We start from the raw sequence: 20186 nt of genomic DNA, 5'->3' as shown, positions 1-20186 counted from the left end.
TGGAATGTAACTTGCATGAACTTCGATCCTGCCGCTTTCGCACCAATCCGGATCATCTTCATGTCCCAAAGTCCCCCGCCAGTGGGCGCGCCCAGCACGCAGCGCATCGTCAAGGTGCGACGCGACTACAACGCCTGGGTCGGCGACGAAACGCTCGAAGACTACGCGCTGCGCTTCACGCCGCGCTCGTTTCGCCGCTGGTCGGAACTGCGCGTGGCCAATACGGCAATTGGCGCCGTATCGTTTCTCGTGCTCGAGGCAATCGGGGGCAGTCTCGTCATCAACTACGGCTTTACGAACGCGATCTGGGCCATCGCCGCCGTTTCGGTGCTGATCTGGCTCACGAGCCTGCCGATCAGCTATTACGCGGCGCGCTATGGCGTCGACATGGACCTGCTCACGCGCGGTGCGGGCTTCGGCTATATCGGCTCGACGCTCACCTCGCTGCTCTACGCCGTCTTCACGTTTATTTTTTTCGCGCTCGAAGCGGCCATCATGTCGCTCGCGCTGCAGCTCTATTTCCACATCTCGCTCGGGATCGCGTATGTGCTGAGTTCGCTCGTCGTGATCCCGATCGTGATGTTCGGCATCACGCTGATCAACCGCCTGCAAAGCTGGACGCAGCCGCTCTGGCTCGTGCTGTTCGCGCTGCCCTATGCGGCGGTGCTGTGGCGTCATCCGGGCCTCGTGCACGAATGGACGACGTTCGCGGGCTTCGCGCCGCAAGGCCGCGCGTTCAGCTTGATCGCGTTCGGTCAGGCCTCGACCGTGGTCTTCGCGCTGATCGTGCAGGTGGGCGAACAGGTGGACTATTTGCGTTTTTTACCGCCGCTCACGGCGCGCAACCGCACGCGCTGGTGGCTGGCCCTCCTTTCGGCGGGCCCGGGCTGGATCGTGCCCGGCGCGCTCAAGATGCTCGGCGGCGCGTTTCTCGCCTTCGTCGCGATCCAGCATGAGGTCGATGCCTCGCACGCCGCGCAGCCCACGCAGATGTACCTCGTCGCCTATCATCTGCTGCTCGATCCGCTCGGACTCGCGAGCTGGGCGCTGCCCGTGATGACGCTCTTCGTGATCGTTTCGCAGTTGAAGATCAACGTGACGAACGCCTATGCGGGCTCGCTCGCGTGGTCGAACTTCTTCGCCCGGCTCACGCACAGTCACCCGGGCCGCGTGGTCTGGCTCGTGTTCAACGTGATGATTGCCTTGCTGCTCGTGGAAATGGGCGTATTCGACGCCATCGGCAAGGTGCTGTCGCTCTATGCGAACATTGCGATTGCGTGGGTGGGCGCCCTGTTTGCCGATCTCGTGATCAACAAGCCGCTCGGCTATAGCCCGCGTTATATCGAGTTCAAGCGCGCGCATCTGTACGACGTGAATCCCGTGGGCGTGGGGGCCATGCTGATCGCGGCAGCGGTCGCGATGCTCGCGCAAAGCGGCATGCTCGGCGTGCTTGCGCAAGCGATGTCATCGTTCATCGCGTTCGGCGTGGCGTTCGTCTGTGCGCCGGCGATCGCGATCGCCACGCGCGGGCGCTACTACATCGCGCGGGCCGCGCAGCCCACGGGCGACGCCGTTTCGCTGCGCTGCGCGATTTGCGAGAACGCCTTCGAACCCGACGACACCGCGTACTGCCCCGCTTACGGCGGCACGATCTGTTCGCTGTGCTGCTCGCTCGACTCGCGCTGCCACGACCGCTGCAAACCGCATGCGCGCTTCGCCGCGCAGGCCGACCGCGCGCTGCATCGCGTTTTTCCGCGCATTCGGCTCGGCCCCGCCGCGCTGCGTCTCACGCATTACGCGAGCCTCGTGGTCGCGATGCTGGCGGTGCTCGCGAGCGTGCTGTATCTGATCTGGTCGCAGAGCGTGACGACGCTTGCCGCCAACGATGCGTCATTCGACGGCGCCATTGCGGGCAGTTTCCTGAAGATATTTTTCTCGCTCTCTCTGGTGGGCTGCATCGCGGCATGGTGGTTCGTGCTCGAGCGCGAAAGCCGGCGCGTCACGCAGGAAGAATCGCAGCGGCAAAACGAATTGCTGATGCTCGAAATCGACGCACACCAGAAGACCGACGCCGCGCTCAAACGCGCAACGGCCGCCGCCGAATCGGCGAATCAGGCCAAGAGCCGCTACGTTACCGGCTTGAGCCACGAGTTGCGCACGCCGCTCAATAGCATTCTCGGCTATGCGCAATTGTTGCTGCAGGCGAAAGACGAGCTTTCGGCGACCCGTTATAACGCGGTGCGCACGATCCACCGCAGCGGCGAACATCTGCTCGCGCTGGTCGACGGCCTGCTCGACGTCGCGCGTATCGAAGCGGGCAAGCTGCAACTGAACATCGCGCGCGTGCCGCTCGCCGATTTCGTCTCGCACGTCACGTCGATGCTGCGCCCCCAGGCGCTCGAAAAGGCGCTGGCCTTCGACGTGCAGACCGTCGGCCGTCTGCCCGCCACGGTGCGCTCCGACCAGAAGTGCATGGGCCAGATCCTCACTAACCTGATCGGCAACGCCATCCGCTTCACCTCCGCCGGCACCGTGACGCTGCGCGTGAGTCACGCGCTCGACACCCTCAAGTTCGAAGTGATCGACACCGGACCCGGCATTCCCGCGGCCGAGATGGAGCGCCTGTTCCTGCCCTTCGAGCGAGGCGACGCCGCGCACGCGCATGACCACGGCGCGGGCCTTGGCCTCACGATCTGCCGGCTGCTCACGCAGGCGCTCGGCGGCAGTCTCGAAGTCGACAGCGAGGTGGGACGCGGCACGCGCTTCGTGGTGCGGCTCTTTGCGCCCGCCGTCGACAGCGCCGCCGACGCGCGCACCGAACTCGCGGCGATACGCGGCTATACGGGCGAGCGCCGTGCGATTCTCGTCGTCGACGACTTCGCGGACCAGCGCGGCATTGTCGTGCAACTGCTGACGCCGCTTGGCTTCGACGTCGCCGAGGCGGCGAGCGGCCCCGAGGCGCTGCGCTGGCTCGCCACGCACAGCGCCGACGCGATCATCATGGACATTTCCATGCCGCTCATGGACGGCTACGAAACCAGCCGCCTGATCCGCGAAAACCAGTTGTCGAATGCGCCTGTCGTGCTGCTTTCGGCCAACGCGTTCGCCGACGACCGCGAACGCGCGAGCGCGACCGGTTGCGCCGGCTATCTTGTGAAGCCGCTGCAGGTGAACGTGCTGCTCGACAAACTCGCGCAACTGCTAGCGCTCGACTGGATTGCATCCGATACGTCATTGCCCGCGCCCGCGCAGGCCGGTGCGGCCTCGCTCAACGCCGCCTGGCCGCCAGCGGTGCTCGAACGCCTGCGCGCGCACCTCGAAGTCGGCTACGTGCAAGGCGTGATCGAGCAGCTCGACACGGCCCGCGCCACGTGGCCTGCGCTGCAGGAGCATATCGATGTGCTGCGCGCATTGGCGGAACGCTTTCAGCTAAGGGAACTCGAGCATGAACTGGACCGACTGCCTCGCTCCGCCGATGCGTGACGCGCAGGCCATGGGCGGCGCCAACGCGGCGCCTGGCTGGCTTGACGACCGGCCTGTCGTATTGATCGTCGACGATACGCCGGACAACCTCGCATTTCTTTCCGACACGCTCCAGGCGCACGGTTACGCGGTGCTGGTCGCGCTCTCCGGCGAAGACGCGTTCAAGTGCCTCGCGCGCGTGACACCCGACGTCGTGCTGCTCGACGCGATGATGCCGGGCATGGACGGCTTCGAGACCTGCAGCCGCATGAAACAGGACGTGCGCCACGAGCACCTTCCCGTGATCTTCATGACGGCGTTGACCGAAAGCGAGCACGTGGTGCGCGGCTTTCGCGTGGGCGGCATCGACTATGTGACGAAACCCGTGCGGCCAGAGGAAGTGAGCGCGCGTATTGACGCGCACGTGCGGCGCTCGCGCGCGCAACTCTATGCGCACGCCGCGCTGTCGCTCGATACGCGCGCGGCCTTGATCGTGGGCGCCGATGGCACGATCCGCTGGCAAAGTCCGCAGGCCGCGCGCCAGATCGCGGCCTACTCCGCCGCCGGCGCGGACCAGGCGGATGAGGCAACGCAAGCCAGTGCGCGCCTCAGCTTGCCACCGCAGTTGCACGCCTGGTTCGAGGAGTGGCTTGCGCGCGGATGCCCACCCGACGCCGTTCACGAGTTCGCAGCGGGGCACGTTCGCCGCTCGGCGAGCGCGACGCCTGCGCCCGAGCCGGGCGAATGGATCGTTATCCTCAAGGAAATAGACGATACCGTCCATCGCAATGCGCTCGGTGCGCGCTTCGGCCTGACGGCGCGCGAAGCCGAAGTGCTGCTCTGGGTGTCGCGCGGCAAAACCAATCGCGACATCGGCGACATTCTCGGTATGGCGCCCCGCACGGTCAACAAGCACCTCGAACATCTGTTCCGCAAGCTGCATGTCGAAACGCGCGCCGCCGCCGCCGCGCTGGCGATAAAGACGCTGGACCGGACCTGAATGCCGTCAGGCAATCCCGGGCGCGCGATCTGCCGCCCGTTACGCGTCAGCGCGACCCGGGCATCCGCTGCCCCGGCAGGAAGCCGCCATCGAAGCCGGACAGCGCAGGAAAGCTGGTGGATTTCCCGGGCGCGGTCAGGCCTCCGGGGTTGCTTTGCGTGGTTCGCAAGCCCGGGGCAAGAAAAAGGAACTTCCAGCCGTCGTAAGTTTCCGCGCCCTCGAAATCCTCGTATTGCCGGGGAAATCCCGTGCGTTTGAGCGTGGCTTCCGCCGACCGGCTGAAGACACCGTAGAAGCGATCGCCCTGCAGCATCGGCACCCAGTCGTTCTTGCCGGTGAGCGGATCGGGATAGGCAAAACGCAGATGATGAAAAGGCTTGGGAAAGCGCGTGTCGTCGAGCAGTTCATCGACCGTCGCGGGGTAAGCCCGGCCCACGCGGTAGTACCGCAGAATCGCCAACCGGTACTGGTTGCCGGCGAACAGCAGTTGCTTTTCCTGCTCGCGGCGGCGTTGCAGCGACCACACGTCGAGCGCGCCCGCCAATGCGATCGACATCAGCATCAGCGCGATCAAAAGCGCCAGCAGCACGAGCCCGCGCTCGCGCGCCGTACGGGGCTTCAAGCGCCGCCTGGCGCGCGGCGTGCGGCCCGCGCTGCTCATTTCGCGTCTCCTTGCGCGTGCGGCGGCGTCCCCTGCGCACTGCTGGCCGGCGCGACGTCGTAGACGCCTGGCTTGGTTTCATCGGGCGAAGCGATCACAGCCCATTTGTCATCGCCGTTGACCGGATCGACGGGGACGGCGCGCAGGTAATGCTTGGCCACCAGTTCGTCGAGCGTCTCCGGGTACTGGCCGTTGTCCCCGTAGTACTGGTCGATCGCATTGCGCATTACCGCGACGTTCTGGCGCCGGACCTGCTCCTTGCCGACTTCGATGCTGTGCATATAGCGCGGCACCGCTATCGTCAGCAGCAGGCCGATGATGGCCATCACGACAACGAGTTCGATCAGCGTGAAGCCGCGGATCGTGTGCCTGCGAGCGGGTTTCATGATGCGCCGTCACCATTGTTTGTACGGAATGCCGTTAATGCCGACGCGATCGGATTTCGACGACACGTCGAACACATCCTTGCCGGCCTGTTCGCTCATCGTGCCGGTGTCGCCGCCCGCGGCCTGATCCGGCGGCTCTCCATAGGCGCGCACCCTCCACGTTTCTTCGGCAAGCGTGTCCGGGTCGCCGGTAAAGAAGGGATCGCGCGGCACGTGACGCAGGAACATCAGCAGGCCGCCTTTCGGATCGCGTGCGTTCTTCACGCCGGTCACGAGCACGGTCAGCGTAGGCGGATAGCCGGACGCTTCGGCGTCCTTGTCGATGAGGCCGGTATCGCTTGCTTCCTTGTAGGCGTCGAGCGCGGTACGGATCTCGCGCAACGCGTCGCTCAGTTGCTGCTCCTTCTGACGCTGTGCGATCAGTTCCGAAAACGGCAGGATCGCGAGCGCGAGAATGCCCACGAGCGCGAGCGTGATCACCAGTTCGATCAGCGTGAATCCGCGCTGATCGAACTGGCGTGAGCCGCGCAAGCGCATCGCGCACGTTCCGGTAGCCACGGTTCAGTACCCGCCCTCGACCGGGCGCAGGGGGTTATCGCTCGGCATGGTGCCCGGCGGCATTTGCAGCATCGGCGGCGGCGTTGGGGCCGCTGCCGGCGGTGGCGGTGGCTGCGGCGCGGGCGGCGGTGCCGCGGCGGACTCCGCTTCGCCGCCCGCCTGGTCCGCTGCCGCAGGCGCGGCCGGGGCCGGCGCAGCGCTCTGCCCAGACTGCCCGTACTGCCCCGCTGGAGCCGTTTGCTGCGCAGGGTTTCGCGAGAAGCGTCCACCGTACGGTTCGGGCGGCGGCGTCGTGCGCGGCGCGGGCGCCATTTGTCCGAACGCGCCGTTCGAAGGCGACGGCAGCGCGGGATACGCTTCGGCGCCGCTTCGCGAAGACGCGCCCCCCACCGTGCCGCCGCCGACCATGCCAGGCATCGGCTTCGCCGCCGGGGCCACGGACGTGGCCGCGCTCGCCACGACGGGGTCCAGCCGAAGCTGATCGGCATGCACATTGACATCGGTGCCCGACCACAATTCCTGCGTGTCCGCATCGGGGGCAACCATCGGCCGGACGATGTGCGGGGTGATCTGCAACACGATCTCGGTCTTGACGTGGTCGCCGTTGTGGTTGGAGAACAGCCTCCCCAGTACCGGCAACTGCCCAAGACCGGGCACCTTGTTGGCACTTCTGCGGTCTTCATCGGAGATGAGGCCGCCGAGAATCTGGGTTTCGCCATCGCGCAGGCGCAGACTCGTCGAAGCGCTGCGTGTGCCGATCTGATAGGCGAGCGAATTCAGGCCATTGGAATTGCTGCTCGAGATCGTGTTCGTGATGTTGCTGACTTCGAGATTGAGCTGGATGCCGACGTCGCCGTCGCGATAGACCCGTGGCTGCACTTCGAGCTTGATGCCGACATCGAGGTACTGAATCATCTGCGTATAAGAGGGGCCGCTCGTGCTCGGCGTGCTCGAACTCGAGATCACCGGCACCTTGTCGCCAATCATGATGCGCGCTTTCTCGTTGTTGCGCGTCCTGATGCGCGGGCTCGCAAGCAGATCCGCGTCGGTGTCGGTGAGCTTGAAGTTCGCCGTGGCCGAAAGGCTGCTCACATTCAGTTCATTGATCGTCAGATGATGCAGAATGCCCCATGTCGTCGCGGTGCTCGGCGTCGACATCGTGAACGAGTTCGGCCAGTCGATGCCAAGATCGGTCAGTCGCTCGTGCGACACTTCCAGCACCTCGACTTCCATCATCACCTCGGGGTCCGGCAGATCCTGGGCGGCGACCATCTCCTCGGCAACCTTGATCGTGTCGGGCGTGCCGCGAACCGTCACGGTATTGGCCTTTTCGTCGATCACGACCTCCTTGATCTTCAGAATGCTCTTGAGCAACTGCTGGATCTGCTTGGCCTCGACGTTCGACAACTGGAACGTGCGCACCTTGAGCTCCTGATACTCGAGCTGCTTGGCGGGCGTGGCGGGATAAATGAAAAGCGTATTGGCGTTGAGCTGCTTCTTGTCGAGCTGATTCTGCATCAGGATCATGTCGACCGTGTCCTGCACCGAAGCGTTCGTCACGAAGATCGTCGTCTTCAGATCGGAGCGTACGTCGCGATCGAAGATGACGTTCAACCCCGTGGTGCGCGACAAGGCTTCGAATACCATGCGCACGTTCGCTTCGCGAAACTGCAGCGTCACCGGCTTCTGCATGATCGACGACGCCGCCAGCTTGTCGTCGCGCTCCGCACGTTGCTGGCTCAGCTTCGCGTTGAGCTCCGTCTGCATCTGCTGCGCGAGGGTATTGGTCGGGTTCTCCACCAGCACGCGGTGCACCCGTTCAGCGGCCTGCGAATAGGCGCCTCGCTTCATCATCCGTTCGGCTTCCTGAAGAATGGCCAGATCTTTGCGGTCCTGATCGATCTGCAGGCCGATCTTGCGGATGCGCTCATTGGTCGGATCGATGGCGTATGCCTGGAAGAGGTTACGGATCGCGTCGTCGAACTGGTAGCTCTTGCGGAATTGATCGGCCTGGTCGAGCAGCGTCTTGACCTGGGCGTTGCGCTGGTTCAGATAGTCGACTTTCGCCTGGGCGTCGGTGGGATCGTCATGAATGTTCGGTACGTGCATGCAGCCGCCGAAGGCGAGCGCGGACACGGCAACGGCAAGCGCAAGCACGCGCCCTCTCGCGATCTGCATCGCGCCTGGCAACGGAACAGGAAACCGAGCGACCTTCGAGAGGCGTGTTGACGGGCCGCTGTCCCCATCGCGGCTCGCACCCCGTGTGCATGAGGCATTCATTTATTTGTCCTCGCGTGGAATGGCTACCACCTGCCTTTCGTGCAGCGGCAAATAGGTCAGCACGACGTCCGACTCCGACACCGACTCGATACGGTACTGGTTGTCGATCACGTCGCCTGGCGACACGATCAACAACTGATCCCCGTTGCTGAGAAACACTTGCGGCCTGGCTGCCTTTGCATCGATTTGGCCCACGTACGTGAACGGCACGGGGGGCGCGGTGGGCGCGGCGGGCTGCACCGGCACGACAGGCACTTCGACTGGCGGTGGCGGCGGAAGCCACGAAGAGACCGTGAATGGATCGTGGTTCGACTCGAGCGAAAGCGGCGCGCGCAAAGAAAGAAGCTTCGCATGGGCGCTCTCCACCGCCGTACCGACGTCCGCGCCCTGCGCACCCGACGCCGGCGCCGCGGCCTTGTCGGCTGCTGCGGACGGGTGCTTGCGATGCCTGGCGTCGGGTCGCAGGTGGCTGTCATTGCGATGCTGAGTGTCGAGCACGGCGACTTGCGCCGGCATCTGGCGCGCCGCGACCAGCACGCGATACCCTGCCCCGGCAGCCGCGATTGCGCAAAACACCAGCAGCACACGCATGGGCAGAGCGGGTTTCATGGCTGGACGCTCCTGTAAATCAGTTCGAAGCGCACCCGCGCGTCGAGAATATTGCCGTCCACCGCGGGACGCTCGACATGGATTTCCCGTAGCGCGGCATTCGGCACCTTGTTGAGCACCAACGCCAGAAAATGCCGGATCGCACTGTACTGATCCTTGACGGGCAACATCACCTGATAGCGCGTGAAGCGCGCACCGGCGTCCGTGCTCACCTGGTATTCGGCCGAGCCGAGCGTCAGATTGCTGCCACGCGCCTGCTCGAATATCGCCGCGATATCGTCCGCGCTTTGCGAAAAATGCGGGAACAGTTCCGGCAACGCGTCGAGCGCAACCGCATCCGTCGCCGCGCTATGCGCGCCGCCAGGCGGGTGCGCCGCGACTGCCCGTGTGAGCCGGCCCGAATCCTGCATGGCTTTCGTATCGGCATCCACATTGGCGATTTCAACGCACATGAGTGCCGCCGCGCCGAACATCAGCACACCCGCGAGTCCAGGCAGGCCGTACGAGCGCCGCAACTCGAACCGCAGTGTCAGCAGCCTGTCCCGCAGTTGCTCCGCGTTCATGATTTCCTCCAGACGGCAGTGATCTGGAAGCGAACCGGTTTGCCGGGCACATTGGTCTCGACCAGATGATCGTTGAGCACGGCTTCGCGCAACAGCACGCTCGTCTGCAGATACTTCAGGTACGCGATCATCGCGTCGAAATTCTTCGCTTCCGCCGTAATGCGAATCTGGCTCTGCGCCGGGTTCTGGTCGATGCCGATCAGCGCGACATCGTGCTCCGGATAGTCTTCCACGATTGAAAAGAGGTCCTGCCATGGCACGGTCAGCTCGCGCAGTATCGACAGGCTCTGCTTTTCCGCGAGCTTCGCGGCCAGTGTCAGCGGCGGTTTCACCGCGTGCTGTTGCGCGAACGTCCGATGCCGGACGACGTCGAGATCGGTCTGCACGCGATCGTTCTCGGCGTAGGCATGCCAGAGGCGCACTGCACACGCGAGCAGCAGCACGGCGGCGACACCCAGCAAGATCAGGCCGCTCGTCCCGATGCGCGCGCGCCGCCTGGCGAAGTCGATGTCGAGGATCTGGATCATTGCGCGTGCTCCATCAGCAGGCGTGCGGGCGAACTGTCCGGCGCCGGTTGCGTCGGCCGGATCGCAGCCGCAAAACGCGCTTCGAACGGCGCGGGGTCGGTGTCGTACCCGAACAAATAGATCGTGCAGTCTTCCCGTTTGAAGCCCGCTCGCGTCGCCGAGCGCTCGAACAGCTGCTCGGCCAGTTCGGCAAGCCTCGGCGCGTTGCCCGCGTCGCCGGGAAAGAGGCGCTGCGCGTCATAGGCGGCCCAGCCGCGCTGCTCGACCATCACGGCCTGCATCAACTCCTCGGCCACGAAGATCAGCAGCGCATCGCCGCCCGCCACGATGTCGGCGCAATTGAGCATTTCCGGCAGGCCCAGTTTCAAGCGGGAAATCCGCACATTTCCAGCAATGCCCACTTCATGCATGCCGTCATGCAGCGCGCGCGACATCGCGCTCGCAAACAATGCGCGGCCGCCCTGCTGTACGCAAAAGCGCACCAGCAGCGATTCGCCGTCGATGCCATAGGTGTCGGTGAAATGGGCCAGCGCGATCTCTTCGAGTTCGCGCGCGCGCAGCGTGCGAAAGTCGCCGCGCAATATCGCGTGGTTGCCCCAGAAGTCGTCCAGCACCACGTGTGCGTTGCGTGTCGGCGATTTCGCCTCGCGCGGCGCGCTCTCGACGGTTTCCGCTGCCTCCGCTGCATCGGCGCCGGGTGTGGCGACGAGCGCCGCACGCAGCGCAGCGAGCAGGCCCGCTTCGGTGCCGTACAGGTCGTCGGGAATCGCGAAGCTGAGCGGCTCAGCCGACGGCAGGTGTTTGCGCGGGTGCCACCGTCCGGGCGCGCGGGTCCCGACGACGATCTCGCGTGTGCCGATGCCGATTGCAACCGGACTATTCAACCATCGTGACACGGTTGATCTCCTCGAGTGTCGTTTCGCCGCGTTTCACGAGCTCGATTGCGGCGACGCGCAGCGTCTGCATGCCATAGCGCATTGCCGCGGCCTTGATGTGCCCGAGCGGCGCGCGCTCCGATAGCAGTTGCCGGAGTTCGTCGTTCATGCGCAGCGCCTCGGCAATCGCACGCCGCCCGCGATACCCGCTGCCGCGGCATGCGGCGCAGCCTGTGCCGCGGCGAAACAGGTAGTTTCCCGCTGCGTCCGGGTCGATTCCCGAGCGGATCAGCGTCTCCTTGTCAATCGTGTCTTCGGTCATGCAATCCGGACAGCATTGGCGCAGCAGGCGCTGCGCAATCACGCCATTCAGCGCGGAAACGAAGGAGTACGGATCGACCTCCATATTGGTGAAGCGGCCGATCACGTCGAACACGTTGTTCGCGTGAACGGTCGTGAACACCTGGTGCCCGGTCAGTGCGGCCTGCACGGCGATCTGCGCCGTTTCCGGGTCGCGGATTTCGCCGACCATGATCTTGTCCGGGTCGTGCCGCAGAATCGAGCGCAGCCCGCGTGCGAACGTCAGTCCCTTGGCCTCGTTGACCGGAATCTGCAGGATCTCGCCGAGCTGGTATTCGACCGGATCTTCGATCGTCACGATCTTCTCGAGGCCGTTGTTGATTTCCGTGAGAATCGCATAGAGCGTCGTGGTCTTGCCGCTGCCGGTCGGCCCCGTGACGAGCAACATGCCGTACGGCATCGAGGCGATCGTACGCATGAAGCGCGTGTCGCCCTCCTGAAAACCGAGTGCCTCGAGCGTCAGGCCACCTGCGGATTGCGAAAGCTGATAGCGGTCGAGAATGCGCAACACCGCATCCTCGCCAAACTGGTTCGGCATGATCGACACGCGAAAGTCGATTTCACGCCCCGCGTACTGCGCCTTGAAGCGCCCGTCCTGAGGCACGCGCCGCTCCGCGATATCGAGCTCGGAGATCACTTTCACGCGCGAGAGCACCTGGTCCGCAACGTCGCGGCCCTCGGCGCGGCCCACCACGGTGAGCACGCCATCCACCCGGCACTTGACCATCAGCCCGTTCGCGCGGCATTCGAGGTGAATGTCGCTCGCCATCATCTTGAGCGCGTCGTAGATTGTCGAATTGAGCAGCCTGACGACCGGACTGTCGTCGCTGCTGATGCCCTGCAGCGTCAACGCGAGCGAAGCGGGATCGACCGCGTTCTGGATCGGATCGTCGAACGCAAGGGAGTCCAATGCGCGAACATCCTTTTCGCGCACGGTCAGCCAGGCATTGATGTCCCCTGCGCTTGCGAGCGCCCAGCGATACGGGACGCCCGGCTGCGAGCGCATGCGGTGCTCGATCCAGCCGCGCGTGCGGGCATCGAGCGGATCGGCGATCGCGAACAGCCGCCCGCGGCTATCGCTATCGTCTGGATCGTGGAAGCAGATGCAGAGGCGGGTTGTCGCGTCGACGAACGAAACGACTTCGAAATCCGGTTCGAGCTGATTCAATTCGCGCATACTGATCGACTTCATGCGAAATTGCGCCGCCAGTTGCACACGCAGCTCATCCGCGCTGAGCGAGGTCTGGGCCATCAGCTCCTCGAGCGCGCGAATTCCGGAACCATGCCGCTCGCCGAGCGCTCTCAGCGCGTCGCGCAGATCGGCGCGCGCTTCGGCCTGGGGGCCTTCCTGCAGGGCGATGACGGTATCCACGCGCTTCCCCAATACGTACTGCTGACTATCTACTGAATACTCGACGCGATCTCGAAGATCGGCATGTACATCAGCACGACAATGCCGCCGATCACCACGCCAATGAAGATCATCATCGCCGGCTCGATCAGTCGCGAAATCAGATCGATCGTGCGCGACACCTGCGCTTCCTGGAACGCCGCAATGCGGTCGAGCACGGGGCCGAGACCACCCGTCTTCTCTGCGACCGTCAGCAGGCGGTACGCGATCGCGTTCGCGAGCCCGGCCTCCTGAAACGCGTCCGAGACCTTCGCGCCGTTGCGCACCCGCTGCAGTGCGCCGGCAAGTGCGGCCTGGTCCGCGCGTCCGACCAGACCTTGTGCAAGGTCGAAAGCCTTCACCGCGGGAATGCCGCCGTCGACGAGCATGGCGGTCGTGCGATAGAACTGCGACTGGCGAAAGACACGAAAGTGTTGCCCGATACCCGGCAGCGCCAGCATCCGGTCGGCGATCCAGTTGCGCACGAACGGGCGGCGCAAGGCGAAGCCTGTTGCCACGACCAGCACGGCGAGGCCGACGCTCAGCCCGGCCCCGTGCGCATGCACCATGCCGCCCCAGGCCATCAGCATGCGCGACAGCATCGGCAACTCGCGTCCGCTGTGTTCGAGCAGGCTCGCGAAGCGCGGCACCACGAAACCGAGCAGGAACAGCACGACAGCCGCGCCGACGAACAGCAGGACCGTCGGATAGATCGCCGCCGATACCACGCGTGAGCGCAGTTCGTGGAGTGTCGCACTGTTGCGCGAAAAACGTGTGAGGCTGTCGGCGAGACCGCCGGTCTGCTCGCTCGCCTTCACGCATGCGACCAGAACGAGCGGGAAGACATGACTGGCGTGCTCGAGCGCAGCGGAGAGCGATTGCCCCTCCTCCAGCCGGCGCAAGAGGTCGCGATACACCTGCGCCGACGCCTCCCGGCGTTCATTGCCGCCAAGCGTGCGCAAGGCATCGACGACGCCCACGCCCGCGTCGAGCAGCGCGGCGAGTTCGCGCGCAAAGAGTTCGACGTTGAAGCGGGCGCCGGGTATCCCGAGCCGGTTCGCACGACTGCGCCGCCGGACGCCATCGGCGCGAACCGACACGACACGCAGGCCGCGAGAACGCGCAAGCGCCGTGGCTGCCGTCGACGAGTCGCTGTCGATGCGAAGCGTCTGCACTGAGCCATTCGTATCGAAGACACGCAGCACGTACTTCACGTCGACTCTCCTTGCAGACCATCCGTTACCGGCGCAGCGGCCCCGCCGCGCATCGCTACCACGACGAGATCGTGACGTTCTCTCCCGTACCGTCGCCGCGTCCGTTCTTGCCCAGCGAAAACAGGTCGTAGTCGCCGTGGTCACCCGGCGAACGATACTGATACGGGCGGTCCCACGGATCCACCGGCACGGCCTTCTGCAAATAGGGGCCGCTCCAGCGGGTCGCGTTCTGCGGCTTGACCACCAGCGCGTCGAGGCCCTCTTCGGTCGTTGGATAGACGCCGACGTCCAGCCGGTATTGATCGAGCGCCTGACCGAGCGACACGATCTGTGCGCGCGCGATCTTGACGTTCGACTTGCCGACCTGTTCGAAGTATCGGGGGGCGACGAGACCGGCCAGCAAGCCGATGATGACCATCACGACGAGCAGTTCCAGCAGCGTGAAGCCGCGGCTCGCACGCGCGCTTGCGTGCGCCGCAAGACTTGCGCAACGCCGTGGCGCACCGGTTTCGGCCTGACGCATGCCGCATTGGATAGAGGTCGATTCGCTGGACACGGCACCCCTCCCCTGTATCGACTCACCGCTTCAGCGTCGCTGAAGCCGTTGAATGCATTTTTGTTCAGGTCGATACAGCCAAGAAGTAGGGAGTGCCGTCCAAAGACATGGGTAAAGACCCTCCAGTTGCACCGTCCCTGTCTGGAGGGATTTCACACATGCTCGTCATCGGGCAGCGTCAGCACGCCCATGTCGATCGCGAGGCGCACGAGGCCGTTCAGGTTCCTGATGCCGAGCTTGCGCATCAGGTTCGCGCGATGCTTTTCTATGGTCTTGGGACTCAGGCTCAGGCACTCGCCAACCTGCCGGTTCGTGCGCCCTTCGACCACGAGCCGCAGCACAGTGCGTTCGCGGCCAGTCAACGCGTTCCAGAGCTGCGCATGGTGGGCGATGTCCTCTTGCGACCCGTGCGTGCCGCCGCTAACCCAGTTGACGCCGGCCGTGCGCCTGCCCTGCATCACGACGCGCATTTCCCGGACCAGCTGGTCGAACGACGCGTCCTTGACCACGTAGCCGTCGGCTCCCGCGGCGAACGCCTCGCGCACATGGTCCTCACTCCAATGAACGGTAAGGACGATGATCCGGATGCACGGGCACTCGCGCTTGATCGCGACGATCGCCTCGAAGCCGCTGCCGCCGGGCATCGTCAGATCCATCAGGATCAGATCGGGCAGCGTCTCTCTGGCGAGGCGATGGGCTTCGATCCCGCCGCTCGCCTCGCCGACGACGCAGTAGTCGTCCAGTTCGGAAACCATGCGGCAAAGGCCGGTGCGCAGCAAATGCTGGTCCTCGGCAATCAGCACGCGATGTCTTTTTTCCAATTTCGTTGCTCCTTGCTGGACGCTGCGCGCCTAGTTCGAAGCGACCATGTCGTGATACGCGGCGAGCAGTTCCGACGGCGTGGCAAAGCCGTCGATGCGCAGCCAGGGCTTGCCGGGCGCGGCGCGCAGGAATGCAACCGGCGTATGGTTCATCTTGTCGCCGCGATAGACGTTGAACGCGCGCTGCGCCGCAATGCTCGCCTCGACCGTGCCCGTGTAGTGCTGCCACTCGGGGCCCGCTTCGAACCTCGCCGCGTAAGCCTTGAGCCGTGCAGGCGTGTCCTCTTCGGGATCGATCGAGATCGACACGATGTGGACCTTGTCCCGGTCGCTGCCCAGATCGCCTTGCAGTGTTTCGAGCGTCTGGCTGATCATCGGGCAGATCGTCGTGCAGGTGGTGTAGATGAACGTCAGGATCACGGGCCTGCCGTCATTCAACTCGTCGATCAGCGAAACAGTCTTGCCGTCGTCGCGCACGAGATCGACTGAGGGCAGCGTGTACTGCGCTGTCGTGCGGGTCGTCATGCCCGCCATCATGTGATGATGCATGTGCGGATCGGCACCGGCTTCGGCGTCCCCGTCAGGTGCGCACCACGCCGCCGTTGCCGCGAGCGCCATGCCCGTCAGCACCAATGCGCCTACCCTTAATTTTGCAGTCCTGTTCATACCGGTCTCCAGAAATGAGGAGAAGGGTTGCTTTTCGCGACGCGCGGGCCGCGGCGCGCTCACTCCCTCGCAAATCCAGTGTCATGAATTTGCCCAAGAGCGTCATTGGATGAGGGCCCCCAAATGGCGGTGGGGTATGTCCGCTTGATGGAAAACCCGCACTGATCAGTGGGAGTGCTCCCACACTACGACCCCACAATTTCCCCGTTGCGGCTTGAATCGATCACGGCCTACAATCCGGATAATCTTACTAATTGCTTATACCGACACCGACGCATCGGGGAGCTCCAATGGATGAAAGCCAGCCAGGGGGACCGCAGGTAAGATTGCTCGACCTGATCGAAGCGATGCGCAAGCTCCGCAGTACCGCGTGTTCCAGACAACCCGACGCGGGCGTCGTCACCGACGCGCGTGGAGCGGCGCTCGCGATTCTCACGCCCGATGGGACCTTCGTGTCGGCAAACCGCAGTGCCGCCGCGCTGCTCGGCTATTCGAGCGCCGAGCTTGCCGGCAAGGGCCTCGCCGACCTCGCGCCCGACGATTTTCATGACGAACTGGCCGACGCGCTCTCCGCGAGCGCGGCTCGCGAGTTCCATTCGTTCAGTGCGGTCCTCAGCAGCCGCACAGGCCATCCAACGCGGCTCGCGCTGCATCAGCAACTGTTGCCCACAAGACACCCTGGATCGACCGTCTTGCTGACGCTATTCGAAGAGCCGCTGACCTTCGAAACCCGGTCCGCCGATCCGGCCGACGTGTTCGATGCAAGCGAGCGGTTGTGCCAGACGTATCTGATGATGGGCCAGCAGAAGGAACGCCAGCGTCTTGCCGCGGAGTTGCACGACGGACTCGGCCAGGCATTAACGCTCATCAAGCTGATGACGGAAGACACGCTGATGCGCATACGCCGCGGGCAGATCGACGACGCGGTGAACCTGCTGGATTCGACCGTGTTCCGGATCCGCGAAACGATCGGCGACGTGCGGCAAATATGCGGTGAGCTCAGGCCGCTCATGCTGGACAAGCTGGGGTTGCCCGCGGCATTGAGTTCGCTGTGCCGGCGCATCGAACACGGCACGGCGGCGTTGTCGGTCTCGTTCGACTGCGACGTTGCGGACAAGGACGTGCCCGAGCACCTGAAAGCGGACATGTTCCGAGTCGCTCAGGAGGCGTTGAACAACGCCGTCAAGCATGCCGCGGCTACGCAAATCTCGCTTAGCCTGCGCGGCGACACGAGAGGCTGGCTATTGACGATTCAGGACGACGGCATTGGCTATGAGAACCATCCGTTCGCCACAGAAGACGCCTACACGACAGGATTGGGCCTGATCGGCATGCAGCACCGTGTCGAAATGCACGGCGGCGCGTTCTCGATCGAGTCTTCCGCGGCGACAGGTACGCGCGTTAGTGCAACCTGGATGCGCTAGCGCGGTCTGCGCCGCGTTCAGGTTCCCGTTTCGCCTAGCCGGTATTCGGGCAGCTCGCCCCCAGGTCCCGAACCCGCAGCCGGCTCGGAGCGCTCCGGCAAGTGCTCGTCGTCCACATTCGGCTCAGCGCACTTGGCCGCAAGCGACGTCAGCAGGCCCATGCTCATCGCCACGAGAACCAGTTCGGTCAGGTTGGCGATGTGAAGCTTGTGCATCATGCTTGCGCGATACTTCTCGATCGTCTTGGGACTCAGGTTCAGATACTGTCCGACCTGCCGGTTGGTGCGCCCTTCCGCGATCAGCTTCAGCACGCTGCGTTCGCGTGCCGTCAGCACGTCCCACGCATGCTTGGGCGCGGGCGCTTCGCGGCCGCCGCTCACGAATGAGTCCACCATGTACCCGTACACGTCTGCGCTCAGATGTTTCTTTCCCTGCATGACCGAGCGCATTGCGACCAGCAGTTCGTCGAACGACACGTCCTTGAGCACGTAGCCGTCCACGCCCGCACGCAGCGCCTCGCGCACGTACTCCTCGTTCTGATGCACGGTGAGCGCAATGATGCGCACGTCCGGCGATCGCCGTTTGATCGTTGCGCTGGCGTCGATGCCATTCATCCCCCGCATCGACAGATCCATCAGGATCAGATGAGGGGCGAGCGTCATGGCCTGCTGGCAGGCTTCCTTGCCGTCCCTCGCTTCGCCGACGACGTCGTAGTCGCCTTGCGCGCACAGCATCGAACGTAGGCCATTTCTCAGCAGATCGTGGTCCTCTGCGATTACAACGCGACATTTGGTATTCACGTCTTGTCTCCCGGTTCCAACGCCCTCAGTCGTCATGAACGGCTTAACGATTTGACTATTCCGAAACCTTCCGTTAAGCTTTCATCACTTACATTCGAATTCCTAAGTATCTGCTTTACGCCCGTTTTCCACGCACCCTACACGCGCGTGCCATTTGCAAGGTTCACGCCACTTCCCGGTGAACAAGCACCGGCGCGCGTCTCCACATTTCCGCAAATTTCGGGAGCGCGGCGGGCATCAAAAATGTTTCAAATTCGAACCCTTTTGCATTCCGCAGAGGATTGGCCATCGCAAGGGATAGGCCAGGGATAACGGGAAATCCGTTCATTGTTGCCGCCGGGTGCAAATTAACCCGTCACAGTTGCGCCGCATGAGAAGAAAACAGGCGCCCTGCATCGCAATAGATTTGTATCGGCCAATTACCGTCTCTTACCATTTGTTTCGAATGTTAAGTTTCTGCAATGTGCTTTGCGGCGGCCAAATCACGATGCGAAGTGTAGGGAGGTGCCCCATTGTCGATCGGTTTTTTCTGCTACCACAATTCAGGTGCAGGAGAAAACAACGATGGATCGCCACCCTTCAACCAGCGTGCGAAACGCAATCATTCTCGCCTTCGCGATGCTCGGCGCGGTGTTGCCGAAATCTGCATATGCCCAGATATTCGGGACGGTCGACGGCAATGGGGCGATCGTTCTCACGAACGTGCCGGGCAAGCCTGGATTGAAGCTAATCGTTGCTGGCGAGCCGCCAGGGGAACCCGGCGCGAGGCGCCGGTCCCGCAAGTCAACCGGCAGCGCCGGCTTCCCTTTGTACGCGGACGTCATCGACGAAGCGAGTCGCTCGTTTCGCGTGAAACCCGAATTGCTTCGTGCGGTGATCGACGTCGAGTCGGGATATAACCCGAAGGCGGTATCGGATAAAGGCGCACTGGGATTGATGCAGTTGATGCCGGAAACCGCGAAGCGTTTCTCGGAAGGCGACATGTTCAATCCGCGCGACAACGTGCTGGCCGGCGCGCGGTATCTGCGCTTTCTCCTCGACTTGTTCAAGGACGACGTAGAACTCACGCTGGCCGCTTACAACGCTGGAGAGAACGCCGTGATTCGCGCCGGCTATCGCGTGCCCTCGCTGCCGGAAACAAGGCTTTATGTTCCGCGCGTGCTGGCGCGCTACAAGCAGCTGCTCGCGGCCAGTTGATTGCCTGACGCAGAGCCGTTGGCTGCAACGCGAGGCGCTTGAATAGCGAGCCGGCCGACTGCGGACCAGTTCAGTCGGCCGGTCGCCCTCTGCTACGTACGGCGCGAGCATTAGCAGGTCGCCGCGCCCTACGCTCTCCCTTCTTGACTTTCGGTCTGCGCGCGTCACGGGATCGCGGGCATGCCTGGGTCGCCTTCCTCCACGTGTGCCTGCGCGTTCTGAAGTGTGATCACTTGCTCGATCTCCGCCACGCGCTCTTTCGGAACGTCAATCATTATCAAAAGCTCGCCCCGGAGAATTCCCGCTTCGAAACGCTTCAATCGCGAATTTGGCATGTCGACGCCGATCATCGCCGCCACCCATGCGCCGAATCCTGTTCCTGAAAGCGCGAGGATCACCACGGTGCCGCTGGCGATCCTGAGGTCTTCGGGCGGCACGACGAACGCAATCAGCGCCACCAGCAATCCGGTCGCGCAGCCTACCGCCGTGCCTCGCGCCAGCGACACAAGCAGATCGCTGCGTTGCGCGAGCGATGCCTGCGGCAAGCCGTCGATCGACACATTCTCGTTGGCGATGACATGCATATGCCGCCACTCGATTCGCTGCATAAGCAGTTCTCCGACGATCCTGCGCGCACGCTGTGGGGTGGGCAACAGAAAGTAGACGCGTCTCATTTCAGGCACTCCAACTTTACGCCGGTCACGCACCGAAACCCCTGGTGACATTCTTGTCCGCGACGAAGCCGGATTTAAGTAGTATTGCTCGCCGAAACGCGTGGGTAGAAACCCGCAGATATTCTTTCGTTTTCCTCACAGACTGCCGTAGCTATGCAGGCCT

The 20186-nt window shown here is 63.8% G+C and carries 19 protein-coding genes; 4 read left to right on the top strand and 15 right to left on the bottom strand.

What is annotated here, in order from left to right; genetic code table 11:
* The first annotated feature begins 60 nt into the window (after positions 1-60).
* Positions 61-3483, top strand: a complete 3423-nt coding sequence (locus U5A57_RS40030; protein WP_321917718.1) for an ATP-binding protein — start codon at positions 61-63, stop codon at positions 3481-3483.
* A gap of 10 nt (positions 3484-3493) precedes the next feature.
* Positions 3494-4462 carry a response regulator transcription factor gene (locus U5A57_RS40025; RefSeq protein WP_321917751.1) on the top strand — a complete coding sequence of 323 codons (969 nt, stop codon included), beginning with the start codon at positions 3494-3496 and terminating at the stop codon, positions 4460-4462.
* 46 nt (positions 4463-4508) lie between these two features.
* On the opposite strand, the gene U5A57_RS40020 is transcribed toward U5A57_RS40025, so the two are convergent.
* The 13 genes from U5A57_RS40020 to U5A57_RS39960 all read right to left on the bottom strand — a co-directional run bounded on the left by U5A57_RS40020 (position 4509) and on the right by U5A57_RS39960 (position 15928).
* Positions 4509-5123 (bottom strand): type II secretion system protein, encoded by a 615-nt coding sequence (locus tag U5A57_RS40020; protein WP_321917717.1) that lies wholly within the window; start codon positions 5121-5123, stop codon positions 4509-4511.
* A complete protein-coding gene (locus tag U5A57_RS40015; RefSeq protein ID WP_321917716.1) occupies positions 5120-5509 on the bottom strand; it encodes a type II secretion system protein in 390 nt (129 codons plus the stop codon). The genes U5A57_RS40020 and U5A57_RS40015 overlap by 4 nt, the downstream gene beginning before the upstream one ends.
* A 9-nt stretch (positions 5510-5518) precedes the next feature.
* A complete protein-coding gene (locus U5A57_RS40010; RefSeq protein WP_321917749.1) occupies positions 5519-6046 on the bottom strand; it encodes a type II secretion system protein in 528 nt (175 codons plus the stop codon).
* Between the two features lie 24 nt (positions 6047-6070).
* Positions 6071-8347, bottom strand: a complete 2277-nt coding sequence (locus U5A57_RS40005) for a type IV pilus secretin PilQ (RefSeq protein ID WP_321917714.1) — start codon at positions 8345-8347, stop codon at positions 6071-6073.
* Complete coding sequence (locus U5A57_RS40000) at positions 8348-8956, bottom strand: hypothetical protein (RefSeq protein ID WP_321917712.1); 609 nt, start codon at positions 8954-8956, stop codon at positions 8348-8350.
* Positions 8953-9519, bottom strand: coding sequence for a hypothetical protein (locus U5A57_RS39995; protein ID WP_321917711.1), 567 nt, complete (start codon positions 9517-9519; stop codon positions 8953-8955). Before U5A57_RS39995 ends, U5A57_RS40000 begins: the two co-directional genes overlap by 4 nt.
* Positions 9516-10046 carry a hypothetical protein gene (locus U5A57_RS39990; protein WP_321917709.1) on the bottom strand — a complete coding sequence of 177 codons (531 nt, stop codon included), beginning with the start codon at positions 10044-10046 and terminating at the stop codon, positions 9516-9518. The genes U5A57_RS39995 and U5A57_RS39990 overlap by 4 nt, the downstream gene beginning before the upstream one ends.
* Positions 10043-10942, bottom strand: coding sequence for a hypothetical protein (locus tag U5A57_RS39985; protein WP_321917707.1), 900 nt, complete (start codon positions 10940-10942; stop codon positions 10043-10045). Before U5A57_RS39985 ends, U5A57_RS39990 begins: the two co-directional genes overlap by 4 nt.
* Positions 10923-12533 carry a GspE/PulE family protein gene (locus tag U5A57_RS39980; RefSeq protein ID WP_321917748.1) on the bottom strand — a complete coding sequence of 537 codons (1611 nt, stop codon included), beginning with the start codon at positions 12531-12533 and terminating at the stop codon, positions 10923-10925. Before U5A57_RS39980 ends, U5A57_RS39985 begins: the two co-directional genes overlap by 20 nt.
* A gap of 149 nt (positions 12534-12682) precedes the next feature.
* Positions 12683-13885: a type II secretion system F family protein gene (locus tag U5A57_RS39975; RefSeq protein WP_321917705.1), complete on the bottom strand. Its 1203-nt coding sequence runs from the start codon at positions 13883-13885 to the stop codon at positions 12683-12685.
* 55 nt (positions 13886-13940) lie between these two features.
* A complete protein-coding gene (gene gspG, locus U5A57_RS39970) occupies positions 13941-14408 on the bottom strand; it encodes a type II secretion system major pseudopilin GspG (RefSeq protein WP_415774360.1) in 468 nt (155 codons plus the stop codon).
* A gap of 185 nt (positions 14409-14593) precedes the next feature.
* A complete protein-coding gene (locus U5A57_RS39965) occupies positions 14594-15244 on the bottom strand; it encodes a response regulator transcription factor (RefSeq protein ID WP_321917702.1) in 651 nt (216 codons plus the stop codon).
* 48 nt (positions 15245-15292) lie between these two features.
* On the bottom strand, positions 15293-15928 hold the full coding sequence (locus tag U5A57_RS39960) for an SCO family protein (RefSeq protein ID WP_415766484.1): 636 nt from the start codon (positions 15926-15928) through the stop codon (positions 15293-15295).
* Positions 15929-16218: 290 nt separating this feature from the next.
* Between U5A57_RS39960 and U5A57_RS39955 the strand changes: the two genes are divergently transcribed.
* The gene (locus tag U5A57_RS39955; protein ID WP_321917701.1) at positions 16219-17352 is read left to right on the top strand and encodes an ATP-binding protein; all 1134 of its coding nucleotides are present in this window, start codon (positions 16219-16221) and stop codon (positions 17350-17352) included.
* Positions 17353-17369: 17 nt separating this feature from the next.
* Here the strand turns inward: U5A57_RS39955 and U5A57_RS39950 are convergent, their stop codons facing one another.
* Positions 17370-18152, bottom strand: coding sequence for a response regulator transcription factor (locus U5A57_RS39950; RefSeq protein ID WP_321917699.1), 783 nt, complete (start codon positions 18150-18152; stop codon positions 17370-17372).
* A gap of 564 nt (positions 18153-18716) precedes the next feature.
* Here U5A57_RS39950 and U5A57_RS39945 point away from each other — a divergent pair.
* Positions 18717-19349, top strand: coding sequence for a lytic transglycosylase domain-containing protein (locus U5A57_RS39945; RefSeq protein ID WP_415774716.1), 633 nt, complete (start codon positions 18717-18719; stop codon positions 19347-19349).
* Positions 19350-19513: 164 nt separating this feature from the next.
* On the opposite strand, the gene U5A57_RS39940 is transcribed toward U5A57_RS39945, so the two are convergent.
* Positions 19514-20023 carry a DUF1269 domain-containing protein gene (locus U5A57_RS39940; RefSeq protein ID WP_321917742.1) on the bottom strand — a complete coding sequence of 170 codons (510 nt, stop codon included), beginning with the start codon at positions 20021-20023 and terminating at the stop codon, positions 19514-19516.
* Positions 20024-20186 lie beyond the last annotated feature (163 nt).

Origin of the sequence: Paraburkholderia sp. J11-2 (assembly GCF_905220185.1) — a bacterium.
Lineage (GTDB): Bacteria > Pseudomonadota > Gammaproteobacteria > Burkholderiales > Burkholderiaceae > Paraburkholderia.
Note: the sequence above shows the minus strand (reverse complement) of the source record. Positions and strands in the feature narration are given on the sequence as shown.